This window comes from Pseudomonas sp. TMB3-21 (genome assembly GCF_054898145.1).
Genome location: NZ_CM142718.1, coordinates 5002552 through 5017251 on the forward strand (window position 1 = coordinate 5002552; position 14700 = coordinate 5017251).

Here is a 14700-nt window from a genome sequence, read left to right on the forward strand (position 1 = left end):
CATCCACTCGCCAGTTCTGGCGAGTGGCTCGTTTTACTCCGACAAATTTAATTCCCCCGTCCTACACAAAATGGCAAAAATCGCTGTCAGAGGATTTTCTTGAATTTTAAGCAGTTGCGAAAATGCCTACAGTTAAATACTGTATGCACGTACAGCTTAATAAGGATAATCCTGTGGCCATCGCTCCCGCCTCACCCGACGCCTTTGAACTCATGGGCATTCGCGTCCAGAAAATCATCAATTCTCCAACCGCTCAAAAAGCCAAAGCCGCACTGATCTTCCGTCTTCCGGACGAACCAGTGGCTGAGTGGGAGCGCCTGCTCGAAGAGATTGATGAGAACGACAACGTCACCCTCGCCTACCGCGACGATGGCGGCGTGCAGATTTTCTGGGTTGTGCCGAAGGAGAGTCAATGAGTGTCCGTTGTTTTGTTTTGCTGCTGATGTTGTTCACCACGGTTGCTCAGGCAGATGCCCCCCGCACCTTCAACGAAGCCAAGAAAGTCGCCTGGAAGCTTTATGCGCCGCAGTCCACCGAGTTTTATTGCGGGTGCAAATACACCGGCAACAAGGTGAACCTGTCGGCCTGCGGCTACGTCCCGCGAAAAAACGCCAAACGCGCGTCCCGCATTGAATGGGAACATATCGTCCCGGCCTGGCAGATCGGGCATCAGCGGCAGTGCTGGCAACAGGGCGGACGTAAAAACTGCACACGTCATGACCCGATCTATCAGAAAGCCGAAGCAGATCTGCACAATCTGGTGCCGAGCATCGGAGAAGTGAACGGCGACCGCAGCAATTTCAGCTTTGGCTGGCTACCGGAGCAGCCGGGCCAGTATGGATCTTGCCTGACTCAGGTGGATTTCAAGGCGAAGAAGGTGATGCCGCGGCCTTCGATTCGCGGCATGATCGCCCGGACATATTTCTACATGAGCAAACAATATGGCCTGCGGCTGTCGAAACAGGATCGGCAATTGTATGAAGCCTGGAGCAAGACTTATCCCGTTCAGGCGTGGGAACGGCAGCGCAATCAGAGCGTGGCTTGTGTGATGGGACGCGCCAATGAATTTGTCGGCCCGGTAGACATGAAAGCGTGTGGTTGACTGTTCGCGAAATGCAAAGGCCTCGGGTTTCATTACCCGAGGCCTTTTTTTATGCGTGATCGCGCCGGCGATCAAGCCTTACTGAATCAGCGGGTGCTCGATAACCAGCACTTCGATGTTCTGCTTCTTCGCCTTCTTGAGTGCTGCGAGCACCTCTGCCTGTTTGGCCTCTGCTTCGGCTTTCGATGCATAGGGCCCCATCAGAATCCGCGTTTTACCCTCCTCCCTGATCACGCTGGAGACGTAACTGTGCTCGATCAGCCATCCGCTAAGGTCGCTGACCGCCTGGGTTATCTCGCCGCGCACTTCGAGGTGCCATTGAGGCGCAGCGGCCGGTGCAGACGTCGCCTCCGCTGCCGGCTTGGGCTTGGGCGCATCGGTATTCTTGCCTTCGCCACATGCCGCCAGTGCCAGTACTGCGATTACCAAGGCCAATTTGCGCACTACGCTTCCCTCTGAATACTGAAAAAGGGGATTTTACCATCCATGAATACTTCCTGAGTGCCGCAAAATGGGCTCAAAACAACGAGAATGATGGGTGCGGCCTCTGTATAGTTACGCCTTGGGAATTAATGCAGCATCTGCGCGTCAGAAAGAGGCACCCAAACCGTGAAGCTTCGCACTAATCTATACATACCACCGACCTCTGCACTGTTCGAATCAGGTGCCCTACAAAGAAATCAAGGAGAAGACCATGCTGATACTCACCCGCAAAGTCGGTGAAAGCATAAATATTGGCGACGACATTACGATCACCATTTTGGGCGTAAGTGGCCAGCAAGTCAGAATCGGCATCAACGCCCCAAAGGACGTAGCTGTCCATCGCGAAGAAATTTATCAGCGCATTCAGGCAGGTTTGACCGCCCCGGACAAACCACAGTCCTGAATTCTGCTGCAATCAGTAGCCAGCCCGTTCACCCCCCGAACAACGGCTGGCTAAGATTCGACCGTCCCCCCCATCTGACCCTCCCCTGATACTACCGGCCTGTTCCACGCGCTGGCTGTCAGACGCTTCGCATTCGACCAGAGAAAAGTGCGAACGCACCTTACAAGACTTCCTTCCCCGTAAAACTATTATCAGACGAAGGCTCACCAGCGACTGGCAAAACCCGCAGCGATGGCAATATCATGTTGCCACTGGCGGTCAACCAAGGGCGCCAGAGGACAATTATCCAAAAGGGAATTCACTTGAAAGACATCGTTATCAGCGTCAACAACGCCGTCATGTACATTCTGCTGGCCATCATCGTCATCACCTCAATAGTCGGCATGTTCGTTCAGGGCTTCTGGTCCGGTGTCGGCGCGTTCATCCTGGGTACTCTGGTGTGGTGCGTCATTTCGGGCTTCTGGTTTGTCCAGTCGGCGACGTACGAAGAACTGCGCAAGTTGAACGCGAAGTAAGCTGAATTCGGTTAAAGGAATTGACCGGAAATGGATTCATCAGAAGTACTGGTGAAGCGAAGGCCTGCTCCAGGGCAGGCCGTTACAGGCTCGCAAGAACTACGACATTTCAGATCGCTGCGTAAATCAAGCAGCAGTTGGCGAAGCTTGCGTAGGACCGCGTCATTGAACAAACGCCACTCCCCTCGCCATACCTGTCGCCGCCACAATCATCAACATCATCAGTAGCGCCTGAACGTGGCAGATCCGCGCGAACACCTTCGCACGAACGGTATCGATAGGCGCGCCTCGCCCCAGCGCGATCCGCCATTTGATCAGCGTCGCCATCGGTGCGATTTCCAACAGGAGGATGAGGACTAACAGCGTCATCTTCAGATGAAACAGCGGTTGATGAAGGTAGTAGTCGGCGCCCTTTTCGTACCCGGCAAAAGCCCGCATCCCACCTGTGACCAGCAGCAACAGCGCTGAAATCCCCCACAGATTATCCGCGCCCAACACGCTGCGAGCCTCGCCCACCCCGGTGGCGAGACGCCGAAACGCTGCGCCACGCGTCAGCACCGCCCAAAAGCCGAGCGCTAATGCCAAGAGGTGAATCGCGGCGAGAGACCAATGAACATACATCGAGAGACTCCCATCAGATCATCGTTGGGTGAGCCTGAAAGTAGTAGTCCATGAATGCACTGTTCGCCCGCCCGCTCAAGTAGAGAGCGACACTAAAAAAATGAATTTGCCCGTTGTCCTGCCGGTCAAGAATTATGAACGCAGTAATCTGGCGAGGTAACAGCAATGACAATCGAAGCAGAGACACTCGTGCAACTGACCGAAGCGCTTCAGCAGTGCGGCCTGACCCTGGTCTCGGACGTGAACTTCACCCGAGCACCTTACCGACACGATCATCGCTGGGTTTGCATTCTGGCGGAATGATTGATCTGCCGACGGCAGCGCTGAATGCGCCTGCCGTCGGCGCCCTTTTCGCTCGTTCGCAAGTGCCCGCACAGTATCGAGTGTGCAAGTTATCCACCCGCAGATTTCGGGCGCCAGTAAATCGCAGACAACAAAAAAGGCCCACCTTTCGGTGAGCCTTTCTAGACCGCCCAGCAGAGCGGATTTTGTTTGGTAGGCGCGATTGGACTCGAACCAACGACCCCCACCATGTCAAGGTGGTGCTCTAACCAACTGAGCTACGTGCCTGCTGTGAGGCGGCATTCTACGGAATTCCGAAGGGGTGTCAACACCTTTTTTTGAGCTAACCCTATGAATATGCAAAATATTTAATTTCGCCGTTGCGACGAAGATTTTCCGCCAGCTGGCGGTCGATTTTTAACTCGGGTAGGATCGACGCACTCGTAAAATATATTAAACAGAGGCTGCCGGATGGCGAACATTTCCTACCCAGAGTCCTATTACGCGGCATCGGCCAATGCAGTGCCGCCGCGTCCGGCGTTGCAGGGTGATATCGAGACGGATGTCTGCGTGATTGGCGCCGGTTACACAGGGCTGTCTTCTGCCCTGTTTCTGCTGGAAAACGGTTTCAAGGTGACCGTGCTGGAAGCCGCGAAAGTGGGTTTCGGGGCCTCGGGCCGCAACGGCGGTCAGATCGTTAACAGTTATAGCCGCGACATTGACGTCATCGAGCGGACGGTCGGCCCAACGCAGGCTCAACTGCTGGGCCAGATGGCGTTCGAGGGCGGCCGCATCATTCGCGAGCGCGTCGCCAAATATAATATCCAGTGCGACCTGAAAGACGGCGGCGTGTTTGCTGCGATCACTGCCAGCCAGATGGGCCATCTCGAATCCCAGAAGCGTTTGTGGGAACGCTTCGGTCATACGCAGCTGGAGCTGATGGATCAGCAGCGCATCCGTGAAGTGGTGAGCTGCGATCATTACGTGGGCGGCCTGCTCGACATGAGTGGCGGTCACATCCACCCGTTGAACCTGGCACTGGGCGAAGCGGCTGCCGTGGAGTCGCTGGGTGGCACCATTTATGAGCAGTCACCGGCGGTGCGTATCGAGCGCGGCGCGAATCCGGTGGTGCATACGCCGCAGGGTAAGGTCAGCGCCAAGTTCATCATCGTCGCGGGCAACGCCTACCTCGGCAATCTAGTGCCGGAACTGGCCGCGAAGTCGATGCCTTGCGGCACTCAGGTGATCACCACCGAGCCGCTGGGCGATGCTTTGGCAAAGAGTCTGTTGCCGCAGGATTACTGTGTTGAAGACTGCAACTACCTGCTCGACTATTACCGTCTGACGGGTGACAAACGCTTGGTATTCGGCGGTGGCGTCGTCTACGGCGCGCGGGATCCAGCGAACATCGAAGCGATCATCCGGCCGAAAATGCTCAAGGCGTTCCCGCAGCTCAAGGACGTGAAAATCGACTACGCATGGACCGGAAATTTTCTGCTGACTCTGTCGCGCCTTCCGCAGGTCGGACGGCTGGGCGACAACATTTATTATTCCCAAGGCTGCAGCGGTCACGGCGTGACGTATACGCACCTGGCCGGCAAAGTGCTGGCGGAAGCGTTGCGTGGGCAGGCTGAGCGTTTTGATGCGTTTGCTGACCTGCCTCATTACCCGTTCCCGGGAGGGCAGATGTTGCGCACGCCATTTGCGGCACTGGGCGCCTGGTATTACGGGTTGCGGGACAGGCTGGGGTTTTGAGGGCTGGATAGAAACAAGGCCGCTTGATGCGGCCCTTTTTTATGGCGAACGGGAGAGCGTTGTGGGAGCAAAGCTTGCTCGCGAAGGCGGAGTGTCAATCAATAAGATGCTGAATGAACCGACGCCTTCGCGGGCAAGCCTTGCTCCCGCGGGTCCTGTGTCGACCCTCGAATCTGTGTATGGCTTCAACAGGGATCATTGCAAAACTTCAGAGTCGATCCCGCGGAATACCGCTGCGGATTCGCACGATATCAGCCAGCACCGCCAGCGCGATTTCCACCGGGGTTTTGCTGCCCAGGTTCAGCCCGATCGGCGCATGAATCCGCGCCAGTTGCGCCTCGCCCAAACCGCCAATCCGTCGCAGCCGCTCGAAGCGTTTCTGTGAGGTCTGCATTGAGCCCATCACGCCGATATAAAACGCATCAGTGCGCACCGCCTCCATCATCGCCAGGTCATCAATGCGCGGATCATGAGTCAGCGCCACCACCGCCGTATCGCTGTGACAACCGCCGTCGGCGATGAACACCGAAGGCAACTGCCGACGAATCTCGACATTTTCCAGCACCACGCCATCGAGCACTTCGTCGCGCGGATCACACAGAATCACCTCGAAACCCAAGCCGACCGCAAATTCCGCACACGCCTGAGCGACGCTGGAATACCCGGCCAGCAGCAGCCGTTGCGCAGCGCCAATGCGCACCCGAACCCGGTCAATCTCACGCTCGATACGCGCGCCCTGCTCGCGATCCGTGAACAGGCTGCGCGCACCGTTGGCCAGATCAATCTCGCGGATCAATCGACGTTGACCGAGCAACGCCGACTCCAGCTCGCGCAAGTGCGCCTGCACATCGCAGTCAGCTTCCAGTTTCTCCACCAGCACATCGAGTACGCCGCCGCAGGGCAGCGTCACGCGTGAGCGCGAGTCATCGCCTTCGCCATAACGAACGACGCTGATCGCCTCGGTAAACGCCCCTTCGGCGACACGCTCGAGGAAATCCTCCTCAACGCAGCCACCGGAGAGCGAGCCGATCCATTGCCCGTCAGCGGTCACCGCCAGCAATGAGCCTGGCGCACGCGGCGCCGAGCCATAGGTGGCGAGCACCGTGCACAGCCAGATGCGCTGACCGGCCGTAGACCATTGCAGCGCCCGGCGTATCACTTGCAGATCGAGATGCTGCATGTCAGTGCGCCTTGTGCTCGGCGGGCGGTGCGTCCGCTTGCAGCTTCTGCACGTCACTGACCGCAAGTTCAGCCGATTGCCCGCCCCAACCCTGACGCAGGTAATTCAACAGATCAGTCAGTTGCTCGTCACTCAGCTTGTCGGCAAACCCCGGCATCGGCTGCATGCGTTCGAACCCGACAAATTGCTGCTCGCCGATCCCGTCCTCGATCACCCTCAGCAAATTACGCGGGTCTTCCAGGCGCAACGTGGTATTGCCGCGCATCGCCACAGCGATGTGCGGCTTGCCCTCGCCTTCTGGAGCGTGGCAACCGGCGCAGACGTTCAGGTAATCCTGACGGCCACGTTTGGCGCTGGCAGCCAATTGATCCAGTGGCACGTCGGCGACAAGTTTGGCGGCCGGCGGTTGATCGCCAAGGAGGAACGTCGCCATCGCCGCAAGATCCGGATCGCTGAGGCGCTGGGTGCTGTTGTGGAACACCGGGAACATCTCGTTGAACATCGTCCCCTGCGCGCTCATGCCGTGCTTGAGGAACGAACTCAGGTCCTGATGATTCCAGCCGCGGGCCGCCAGATCATCGGCGAGCAAACTCGGTGCCAGATAACCATTGAGCACACCGCCCGTCATGCGTTTGTCCAGTTGCATGGCACCCGGCAAGCCACGTGGCGTGTGGCATTCGCCGCAGTGGCCGAGCACATCAACCATGTACTGACCGCGCTTGAACGCTTCACTTTTACCCTCGGTGGGCGCCAGCTTCATGTCCTTGCCGTAGAGCATGTTCCAGCCGGTCAGGCCGAGCCGCACGTTGAACGGGAAACTCAGGCTGGTCACCGGCGCCGGACGCTCGATCGGCTCGTACGTTCTCAGGTACGCGTGAATCGCATCTGAATCCGCCCGAGGCATCAGGTGATACGAGGTGTAAGGCATCGCCGGATACAGGTTCGCGCCATCACGACGTTTGCCTTTGGTGAGTGCGGCGAAGAACTCCTCATCGCTGTAAAGGCCGATGCCGTGCTGCTTGCTCGGGGTGATGTTGGTGCCGTAGATCGTGCCGAACGGCGAAATGATCGGCAGACCGCCCGCGTACGGCGCGCCGCCCGGTGCCGTGTGGCAGGCCACGCAATCGGCAGCGCGCGCGAGGTATTCGCCACGCGCAACCTGATCCTCTGCTTGCGCCATCAACGCCGGCGCAGCCAGACCGACCGCCAACGCCAGGCGGGAAAGTAAATGCTTCATGCTTAACCCTCCTTGACCAGGCCGAGATCAGTCAGCACGTTGCGCGTGGCGCTGTAGTAGCGGACGTAGCCGGTACAGCGGCAGATATGGTGACCGAGGCTGTCTTCAATGACTTTTTCCAGCTGGCTTTTAACGATCGGCTGACGCTGCAGCTTCTCCACCAACACCGTGGCGGCATTCACGAAACCGGGCGCGCAGTAGCTGCACTGAAACGCGAACTCATCGACGAAACGCTGCTGGATCGGGTTCAGTCCGGTGACCTGACCTTGCTCATCGCGAGTCGCGTGTCCTTCGATGGTGCGCACTTTCTTGCCCTCGAAGTAATGCGCACCGGTGATGCAGGTGCGCACTTCTTCGCTGGTGCCGTCCGGGTTGTCGACGATCACCACGCAGGCATGGCAGATGCCCTGACCGCAGCCGAGACGCGAGCCGGTGAGGTTTTTGTACTCGTGCAGATAGTCGATCATCGGCAGGTCATCAGGGATGTCCACCGGGCCGACGGATTGACCGTTAAGGGTCAGTTGAAGCGGACGGTTAGCCATTGAGGGCCTCCTTGATGCGGGCAGAAGTGAGAGGCAGGTCGCGAACACGTTTACCGATGGCGTGCGCCACGGCGTTGCCGATCGCGCCGACCACCGGGATCATCACCACTTCGGCAATGCCTTTGGACGGGTCGCTCGGCGACAGCGGCGGCAGGATTTCCGCGGTCTGTTTCCACACCGCAACGTGCCGCGCCATCGGCAAGCGATAGCGGTTGAAGTTCCAGTCACCCTCCCCCGGCCCGCCCTCGTAAAGCGGCATGTCTTCCATCAGCGCGTGGCCGATGCCCATGGCAATGCCGCCTTCGAGTTGACCTCTGACCAACTCTTCAACCAGCACCCGCCCGCACTCGACCCACGAGTGATGGTTGAGCACCTCCACTTCGTGTGAACCTTTGTTCACTTTCACTTCCACCAGCGTCGCGACCGGGCTGTAATAAGTCACGGCCGCGTTGTTCAGCTGGGTGTCCGGGTAATGCGTGTTCTGACGGTCGAGCAGATGGAAACCGGCGCTGTTCATCTGCGCTTTTTTCACACTCGGCGCGCCGTCGCCGTACTTGACCGCCAGGCCATCGAGCGGCAAACGTTCGCGCACGCCATCAATGCTGAACTCGGACTCGGCCCAGCTCCAGCGGTTGAAACCATGCACGGTCGCGCCAGTCACCAGGCCTTTTTCGTGGGCATGTTTGGCCAGTTCTGCAAATGTCAGCGGCTGCATGCCGTTGGCGGTGAGTTTGCCGTCGACCCAATGCGCGTCTTCGCGGCGAACCACATAAGGGTTGGCCTGGCCGCCATAGGGACCCTGGCCCCAGATCTGCAACGCCGCCGGCCACAGGCCGTGGTTGAACAGCACGCGGGCCGCTTCACGGGTGGCGTGGCTAAAGTAATAAGCGGAGTTGGTCGCTGACGAAGCCGACGCAATCTTGCCGACCCAGCGCGGATTGCGCAGCCAGTTGTCCTGCTCGGCCTGGCTCATGGTGTACGGGTTGCCGCCGGTGATGATCTGCAACTCGTGCCATTCAGTCTCGCCGGTCTTCACCTCGTGCGCCGGGTTACCGAGGAAGTCGGCGACGACCAGTGCTTGCGAGGTGGACATGCCGGTGCCGATTTCAATGCCGATATGGCGCAAGTGGATGCGCCCTTCAGCGTTGAATTCGACGCTGGCCATCGGCGCTTCGGAACCGGTGCCGAAGTCTTTCTGACAGATCGCGAAGCCTACGCCGTACCAGTTATCCGGGTCTTTTGCCTCGCGCTGTTTTTTGATCGCGGCGCGGTTTTTCCAGACCTCGTGAACCGCAGCCTTGTCGAGAATTTCATGCAGACGCAAGGCACCGGCCGGGATTGCACCCTGGGTGTTTTTCATGCCCGAGCGCAGAGCGTTTTTTCTACGCAGGTCAATCGCGTCGACACCGAGGCGATCGGCAATTTCGTCGACCATCATTTCCGTCGACGCCATGCTTTGCAGGGTGCCGTAGCCGCGCATCGATCCGGCTTCAACAGCGCGGGAATGGTAGGCGGTGACCTGCAAGTCGTTCTGCGGCATGTAGTAGATCGACTGCGCCGCGGTCGCGCCAACCGCCGCCACCGATGGGCTGTAGTTAATGCGTCCGCCACCGTCGACACTCATCTCGGCGCGGAAAATCTTAAAGCTGTGATCGGTCTTGTCGACCGCCAGTTGATAGCGAATGTCGAACGGGTGACGCTTGATGCCGCTCTGGAATTGCTCGTAGCGATCGTTGGCCAGTCGCACCGGCACACCGGCGCCATACAACGCGGCAAGCGCAGCGTAGTAAACGAAAATGTTGTGGTCCTTGGAGCCGTAGCCGACCGTATAACCCGGGTGCAAATTGAGGTTGGCCAGGCCGAAACGCGACGGCGCGATCATCTTCGCGGTGTCAGTAGCGGTTTCCAGCGGACACTGGGTGGCGACCACGAAATGCAGGGTTTTCGTGGCCGGGTCGTACCAGCCGTTGCCGTTGTCCGGCTCCAGCGCGGCGGGTTCGATCGACGGCGTTTTGTAGCGCTCGTCGAACACCAGCCAGTTGTCCGGCGGCGTCTCGATCTGCTGCTTCATCCGGTCGGCGTAGAACAGCCCGCGCTCGGTCAGGTTGCCGTGCAGGTTCGGCTGGGAATCCCACACCGGTCGGCGGTTGCGCAGCATCGGAAAGAGGATCGAGTCCTTGAGGCTGGCGAATTCATCTTCGTCCGCCGAGGTCGCGCCGCCGACGCGCACGTAGCGGAAACTGCCGTACGGATCGCCTTCGTAGAAAGGCACCTGCGCACCGTAGCGGATGGCTTTGTCATTGAATTTGAGTTTGGCCTTGGCCTGACGGAAGCGTTCGAAATCGTTCCAGATCAGGATCGCCACCGGATGACCGATGAACATCGGCACCTTGCCTTCCGGCAGCAGCGGATCTGGCGCGTGCTCCTCCGGGAAAACAATGCCGTCCTTGTCCAGGTCGGCGGCGGTGACGATACGGTCCGGCTGCAAATCGGCGCCGAGCCACGTCAAGTCGTAGCCCGCGTAGATGCGATCAGCCTTGGTGATTTTCAGCAGCATGGCGTGACCCTGCTGCTGCGGCCAGCCGGGCATGTCCTTGGCGCGGATGTCGCGGGCAAACACTTTGCTGCCGCAGACTTTCGACAAGGCATCGTTACGTGCGCGCGCCTTGCCGTTGTTGCCGAGCCATTGCTCGGACGGCACCGTCACGCTGTTTTCCATCAAGGCCGCCAGCGCCTGACTGCTGAGCGGCGTGAGCGTCACGCTCACACCCGCTACCAGCCCGCCCTGAAGGAACGAGCGCCGGGATATATCACGGTTGGACATGGATCATCCTCTGGGCGGTTATGGATCCGCCCTTGTGTTTGTATTCTGGGAATCTCGAGTCGTGCAGAAGCCCTTTTTGACGAAGCAAAGGGCTGATTTGACAGTGCAAAGCTGACCGAAAGGTTAACTTTATAGATTTATATGAAATTAGAAAACAACTGGTTACGTATATCTGACCGATGAATCAGAAAATTGCCGCCTTGCGGCGCAGTAAATCGATGAACAAACCCAGTTCGCGACTGATGTGTTCACCTTTGCGCAAGAGCAAACCGAAAGGCGCCAATTGCACGTCCAGCTCCACCGGTAACGCGACGACCAAGCCCATCTTCAGGTAGTCGCGCAGTGCAGTTTCCGAGAGCACCATGATCGCGTCGGTCAGTTGAATCAGTTGCTGCATCGAATAAACAGAGCTGCATTCGATGATGTCAGCCGGCGTCGGCAAGGCCTGGCGTTGCAAGGCCTGATCCAGACCAATCCGCGCCGGACTGGTTTCCGGTTGCAGAATCCATGGCCAGCCACTGACCAGTTCCGCCAGATCGAGTTTTTTGCGCTTCACCAATGGATGGCCGGCGTGCACCACCACCAACAGCCGCTCGTTGCCCAACTGCTCGAACAGGTAATGCTCACTGTCGGTGGCGGCGTTGCGCCGTGCGATGGCCAGGTCGATACGGCCCTGTTCCAGCAGCTGGATAACCTGGTCGCTGGTGTCACCCATGATGCGAATGCGCAGTTGCGGATTGAGTGATTTGATCTCGGCAATCGAGTCCATGACCAGGTCGGGCGCAGCGCCCATGATGGTGCCGATCGACAGATAACCGTAGCCACCCTGCTGCCGCGCGATCAGGTCTTCAGCACAACGGTCGAGGCCACTGATGGCCGACTCGGCAAAACGAATCAGCTCACTGCCCAACGCCGTCGGGCGCATCCCGCGAGGCAGACGTTCGAAAAGATCGCAACCGAACATGTCTTCGATTTCATGCAGCATGCGCGTTGCCGCCGGTTGTGACATGTTCAGGCTTTGCGAGGCGCGGTGCAGGTTTTGACTGGTACTAAGCGCGACGAGCATGTGCAGATGCTTGTAGCGCAGGCGATTGAGCAAGCTGCGGGAAATGGCTGGAGTGGTCATGGCGAGCTCTTTTTCATCGATACCGTGAAGGTATCAGTTGTTAGCTAGATTCGATTTGTAACGCATCGATTCACCGCCGTACAGTCTTCCCCATAAGAACAAATGCCCTCCCAAAGGAAAACTGCGATGAAGACTCTACCCGCGCCTCTGCTCGCCAAAATTTCCTGGCGGCTCCTGCCCTTCCTGCTGTTGATGTACATCATGGCCTTTCTCGACCGCGCCAACGTCGGGTTCGCCAAGCAAGCCTTTCAAGCCGACACCGGGATCAGCGACGCCGCTTTCGCCTTTGGCGCCGGGGTGTTCTTCGTCGGCTACGCGTTGCTCGAAGTGCCGAGCAACCTGATCCTGCACCGCGTCGGCGCCCGTTTGTGGATGTGCCGCATCATGGTCACCTGGGGCCTGGTCTCTGCAGCCATGGTCTTCGCCCACAACGAAACCACCTTTTACCTGCTGCGTTTTTTGCTGGGTGTGGCCGAAGCCGGATTCTTCCCCGGCGTGATCCTCTACCTCACCTACTGGTTTCCCAACGCCGTGCGCGGCAAGGCCATGGGGTTCTTCTACTTCGGCGCGCCGCTGGCATTCATCTTCGGCAGCCCGCTGTCCGGCCTGCTCCTGGAAATGGATGGCTTCGCCGGTTTCCACGGCTGGCAGTGGCTGTTTGCAGTCGAAGGTTTGATGGCCACCGCCGTGGGCATCTGGGCTTATTGGTACCTGGACAATCGCCCATCGGATGCCAAATGGCTGACCGCCGAAGAGCGCGTGCAGATCCAGACGCTGCTCGATCAGGAAGACAGCCATAAACAGAACCACGGCCGCAGTTTGCTCAACGTGCTGTGCCAACCGTCAGTGCTCTATTTGTGCCTGATCTATCTGCTGATCCAGGCCAGTGTGTACGGCGTGGTTTTCTACCTGCCGACTCAGGTCGGCGGCTTGCTCGGCACCAAAGTCGGGTTGATGGTTGGCCTGGTCACGGCCATTCCATGGATCTGCGCAATCGTCGCCGCTTACTTCATCCCGGCGTACAGCGACCGCACCGGCGAACGCCGCCGCACCGCCTGCCTGACCTTGCTGATGTCGGCCGCCGGTATCGCCTGCTCGGTGACCTTCAGCAGTCCGTTCCTCGGCATCATCGCCCTGTGCTTCGCTGCCTCCGGGTTCATCGCCGTGCAACCGGTGTTCTGGACGTTCCCGTCCAGTTACCTCGCGGGCAGCGCCGCCGCAGCCGGCATCGCCCTGATCAACTCGTTCGGCGCCCTCGGCGGGTTCATCGCCCCCGTGCTGAAGAACTGGGCTGAAGGCGCCTTCCAATCCCCGGCCGCCGGTCTCTATGTGCTGGCGTCCACCACTGTCATGGCCGCGTTGCTGGTCCTGGGTGTTCGCGCCCCCGGGCAAAAAGCTTCGAACAAACCGGCCACCGTTTAAACCTGAGGAGTCACACCATGGGCATTCCAACAATTAAACACGTGCGTGCGTTCACCCTGCGCGGTGGCGGCGCGGATTATCACGATCAGGCGGACGGCCACTGGATCGACGATCACATCGCCACGCCGATGAGCAAATACCCCGAGTATCGGCAGAGCCGCCGCACTTTCGGTATCAACGTGCTCGGCACGCTGGTGGTCGAAATTGAAGCCAGCGATGGCACGGTCGGTTTTGCCGTGACCACCGGCGGCGAGCCGGCGGCTTACATCGTCGAGAAGCACCTGGCGCGTTTTCTGGAAGGCGCGCGAGTGACCGACATCGAAAAGATCTGGGACCAGATGTACCAGTCGACCCTGTATTACGGGCGCAAGGGCATCGTCATCAACACCATCTCCGGGGTCGATCTGGCGCTGTGGGACCTGCTCGGCAAGATCCGCCAGGAGCCCGTCCATCAGCTGCTCGGCGGAGCGGTGCGCGATGAATTGCAGTTTTATGCCACCGGTGCCCGTCCGGATCTGGCACAGAAAATGGGCTTCATCGGCGGCAAGATGCCGTTGCACCATGGCCCGGCCGAAGGCGAAGAAGGCCTGCGCAAGAACCTCGAAGAACTGGCGACCATGCGCGAACGCGTCGGCCCGGACTTCTGGCTGATGCTCGATTGCTGGATGAGCCTGGACCTCAACTACGCGACCCGACTGGCGGTCGGCGCCCATGAATACGGTTTGAAGTGGATCGAGGAAGCGCTGCCGCCTGACGATTACTGGGGTTACGCGGCGCTGCGCAACAACGTGCCAAAAGGCATGCTGGTGACCACCGGCGAACACGAAGCGACCCGCTGGGGTTTCCGCATGCTGCTGGAAATGGGTTGCTGCGACATCATTCAGCCTGACGTCGGCTGGTGTGGCGGGATCACCGAACTGGTGAAGATTTCCGCCCTCGCCGACGCACACAACGCGCTGGTCATCCCCCATGGTTCTTCGGTGTACAGCTATCACTTTGTGGCGACGCGGCATAACAGCCCCTTCGCCGAATTCTTGATGATGGCGCCGAAGGCTGACGAAGTGGTGCCGATGTTCCACCCGCAATTACTCGGCGAGCCGGTGCCGGTCAACGGTCGCATGCGCCTGTCGGCCCTCGATCAGCCCGGCTTCGGCGTAATTCTCAACCCGGAATGCCAACTGCATCGGCCATACAACCGCTGATAAGGA

Annotated in this window: 15 protein-coding genes and 1 tRNA gene; 8 read left to right on the forward strand and 8 right to left on the reverse strand. The window is 59.0% G+C overall.

From position 1 onward, the window contains the following. The first annotated feature begins 122 nt into the window (after nt 1–122). Both ACYZTS_RS22745 and ACYZTS_RS22750 read left to right on the forward strand, forming a co-directional pair. The gene (locus ACYZTS_RS22745; protein ID WP_461992211.1) at nt 123–416 is read left to right on the forward strand and encodes a DUF1654 domain-containing protein; all 294 of its coding nucleotides are present in this window, start codon (nt 123–125) and stop codon (nt 414–416) included. After that, on the forward strand, nt 413–1102 hold the full coding sequence (locus tag ACYZTS_RS22750) for an endonuclease (protein WP_461992213.1): 690 nt from the start codon (nt 413–415) through the stop codon (nt 1100–1102). Before ACYZTS_RS22745 ends, ACYZTS_RS22750 begins: the two co-directional genes overlap by 4 nt. Nucleotides 1103–1180: 78 nt before the next feature. On the opposite strand, the gene ACYZTS_RS22755 is transcribed toward ACYZTS_RS22750, so the two are convergent. After that, a complete protein-coding gene (locus tag ACYZTS_RS22755; RefSeq protein WP_028624051.1) occupies nt 1181–1546 on the reverse strand; it encodes an SPOR domain-containing protein in 366 nt (121 codons plus the stop codon). Nucleotides 1547–1796: 250 nt separating this feature from the next. On the opposite strand from ACYZTS_RS22755, the gene csrA reads away from it, so the two are divergent. Together csrA and ACYZTS_RS22765 are read left to right on the forward strand one after the other, a co-directional pair. After that, nucleotides 1797–1988, forward strand: a complete 192-nt coding sequence (csrA, locus tag ACYZTS_RS22760; protein ID WP_008028241.1) for a carbon storage regulator CsrA — start codon at nt 1797–1799, stop codon at nt 1986–1988. Between the two features lie 302 nt (nt 1989–2290). Then, nucleotides 2291–2503: a hypothetical protein gene (locus tag ACYZTS_RS22765; RefSeq protein WP_461992216.1), complete on the forward strand. Its 213-nt coding sequence runs from the start codon at nt 2291–2293 to the stop codon at nt 2501–2503. 162 nt (nt 2504–2665) lie between these two features. On the opposite strand, the gene ACYZTS_RS22770 is transcribed toward ACYZTS_RS22765, so the two are convergent. After that, a complete protein-coding gene (locus ACYZTS_RS22770) occupies nt 2666–3124 on the reverse strand; it encodes a DUF2214 family protein (RefSeq protein ID WP_028624053.1) in 459 nt (152 codons plus the stop codon). A gap of 165 nt (nt 3125–3289) precedes the next feature. Between ACYZTS_RS22770 and ACYZTS_RS22775 the strand changes: the two genes are divergently transcribed. Further along, entirely contained in the window at nt 3290–3427 is a 138-nt protein-coding gene (locus tag ACYZTS_RS22775; RefSeq protein ID WP_177326983.1) for a hypothetical protein, read from the forward strand. A 190-nt stretch (nt 3428–3617) separates the two neighbouring features. Here the strand turns inward: ACYZTS_RS22775 and ACYZTS_RS22780 are convergent. Beyond that, nucleotides 3618–3694, reverse strand: a tRNA-Val gene (locus tag ACYZTS_RS22780). Nucleotides 3695–3877: 183 nt separating this feature from the next. Between ACYZTS_RS22780 and ACYZTS_RS22785 the strand changes: the two genes are divergently transcribed. Further along, nucleotides 3878–5161 carry an NAD(P)/FAD-dependent oxidoreductase gene (locus ACYZTS_RS22785; RefSeq protein ID WP_461992218.1) on the forward strand — a complete coding sequence of 428 codons (1284 nt, stop codon included), beginning with the start codon at nt 3878–3880 and terminating at the stop codon, nt 5159–5161. A gap of 208 nt (nt 5162–5369) precedes the next feature. On the opposite strand, the gene ACYZTS_RS22790 is transcribed toward ACYZTS_RS22785, so the two are convergent. The 5 genes from ACYZTS_RS22790 to ACYZTS_RS22810 all read right to left on the reverse strand — a co-directional run bounded on the left by ACYZTS_RS22790 (nt 5370) and on the right by ACYZTS_RS22810 (nt 12070). After that, nucleotides 5370–6341 (reverse strand): XdhC family protein, encoded by a 972-nt coding sequence (locus ACYZTS_RS22790; RefSeq protein WP_461992220.1) that lies wholly within the window; start codon nt 6339–6341, stop codon nt 5370–5372. Between the two features lies 1 nt (nt 6342). Further along, entirely contained in the window at nt 6343–7578 is a 1236-nt protein-coding gene (locus ACYZTS_RS22795) for a c-type cytochrome (RefSeq protein ID WP_461992222.1), read from the reverse strand. Nucleotides 7579–7580: 2 nt separating this feature from the next. Further along, nucleotides 7581–8120 (reverse strand): (2Fe-2S)-binding protein, encoded by a 540-nt coding sequence (locus tag ACYZTS_RS22800; RefSeq protein WP_028624063.1) that lies wholly within the window; start codon nt 8118–8120, stop codon nt 7581–7583. Further along, nucleotides 8113–10944: a xanthine dehydrogenase family protein molybdopterin-binding subunit gene (locus ACYZTS_RS22805; protein WP_461992225.1), complete on the reverse strand. Its 2832-nt coding sequence runs from the start codon at nt 10942–10944 to the stop codon at nt 8113–8115. Before ACYZTS_RS22805 ends, ACYZTS_RS22800 begins: the two co-directional genes overlap by 8 nt. A 184-nt stretch (nt 10945–11128) precedes the next feature. After that, on the reverse strand, nt 11129–12070 hold the full coding sequence (locus ACYZTS_RS22810; protein ID WP_461992227.1) for a LysR family transcriptional regulator: 942 nt from the start codon (nt 12068–12070) through the stop codon (nt 11129–11131). Between the two features lie 126 nt (nt 12071–12196). Between ACYZTS_RS22810 and ACYZTS_RS22815 the strand changes: the two genes are divergently transcribed. Further along, nucleotides 12197–13492 carry an MFS transporter gene (locus tag ACYZTS_RS22815; RefSeq protein ID WP_461992229.1) on the forward strand — a complete coding sequence of 432 codons (1296 nt, stop codon included), beginning with the start codon at nt 12197–12199 and terminating at the stop codon, nt 13490–13492. A gap of 17 nt (nt 13493–13509) precedes the next feature. After that, nucleotides 13510–14694, forward strand: coding sequence for an L-rhamnonate dehydratase (gene rhmD, locus ACYZTS_RS22820; protein WP_461992230.1), 1185 nt, complete (start codon nt 13510–13512; stop codon nt 14692–14694). The last annotated feature ends 6 nt before the right edge of the window (nt 14695–14700 follow it).

Coding starts and splice junctions, on each gene's coding strand:
- ACYZTS_RS22745 (WP_461992211.1), top strand. CDS start 123: ATGCCTACAGTTAAATACTGTATGCACGTACAGCTTAATAAGGATAAT.
- ACYZTS_RS22750 (WP_461992213.1), top strand. CDS start 413: ATGAGTGTCCGTTGTTTTGTTTTGCTGCTGATGTTGTTCACCACGGTT.
- csrA (WP_008028241.1), top strand. CDS start 1,797: ATGCTGATACTCACCCGCAAAGTCGGTGAAAGCATAAATATTGGCGAC.
- ACYZTS_RS22770 (WP_028624053.1), bottom strand. CDS start 3,124: ATGTATGTTCATTGGTCTCTCGCCGCGATTCACCTCTTGGCATTAGCG.
- ACYZTS_RS22775 (WP_177326983.1), top strand. CDS start 3,290: ATGACAATCGAAGCAGAGACACTCGTGCAACTGACCGAAGCGCTTCAG.
- ACYZTS_RS22785 (WP_461992218.1), top strand. CDS start 3,878: ATGGCGAACATTTCCTACCCAGAGTCCTATTACGCGGCATCGGCCAAT.
- ACYZTS_RS22790 (WP_461992220.1), bottom strand. CDS start 6,341: ATGCAGCATCTCGATCTGCAAGTGATACGCCGGGCGCTGCAATGGTCT.
- ACYZTS_RS22795 (WP_461992222.1), bottom strand. CDS start 7,578: ATGAAGCATTTACTTTCCCGCCTGGCGTTGGCGGTCGGTCTGGCTGCG.
- ACYZTS_RS22800 (WP_028624063.1), bottom strand. CDS start 8,120: ATGGCTAACCGTCCGCTTCAACTGACCCTTAACGGTCAATCCGTCGGC.
- ACYZTS_RS22805 (WP_461992225.1), bottom strand. CDS start 10,944: ATGTCCAACCGTGATATATCCCGGCGCTCGTTCCTTCAGGGCGGGCTG.
- ACYZTS_RS22810 (WP_461992227.1), bottom strand. CDS start 12,070: ATGACCACTCCAGCCATTTCCCGCAGCTTGCTCAATCGCCTGCGCTAC.
- ACYZTS_RS22815 (WP_461992229.1), top strand. CDS start 12,197: ATGAAGACTCTACCCGCGCCTCTGCTCGCCAAAATTTCCTGGCGGCTC.
- rhmD (WP_461992230.1), top strand. CDS start 13,510: ATGGGCATTCCAACAATTAAACACGTGCGTGCGTTCACCCTGCGCGGT.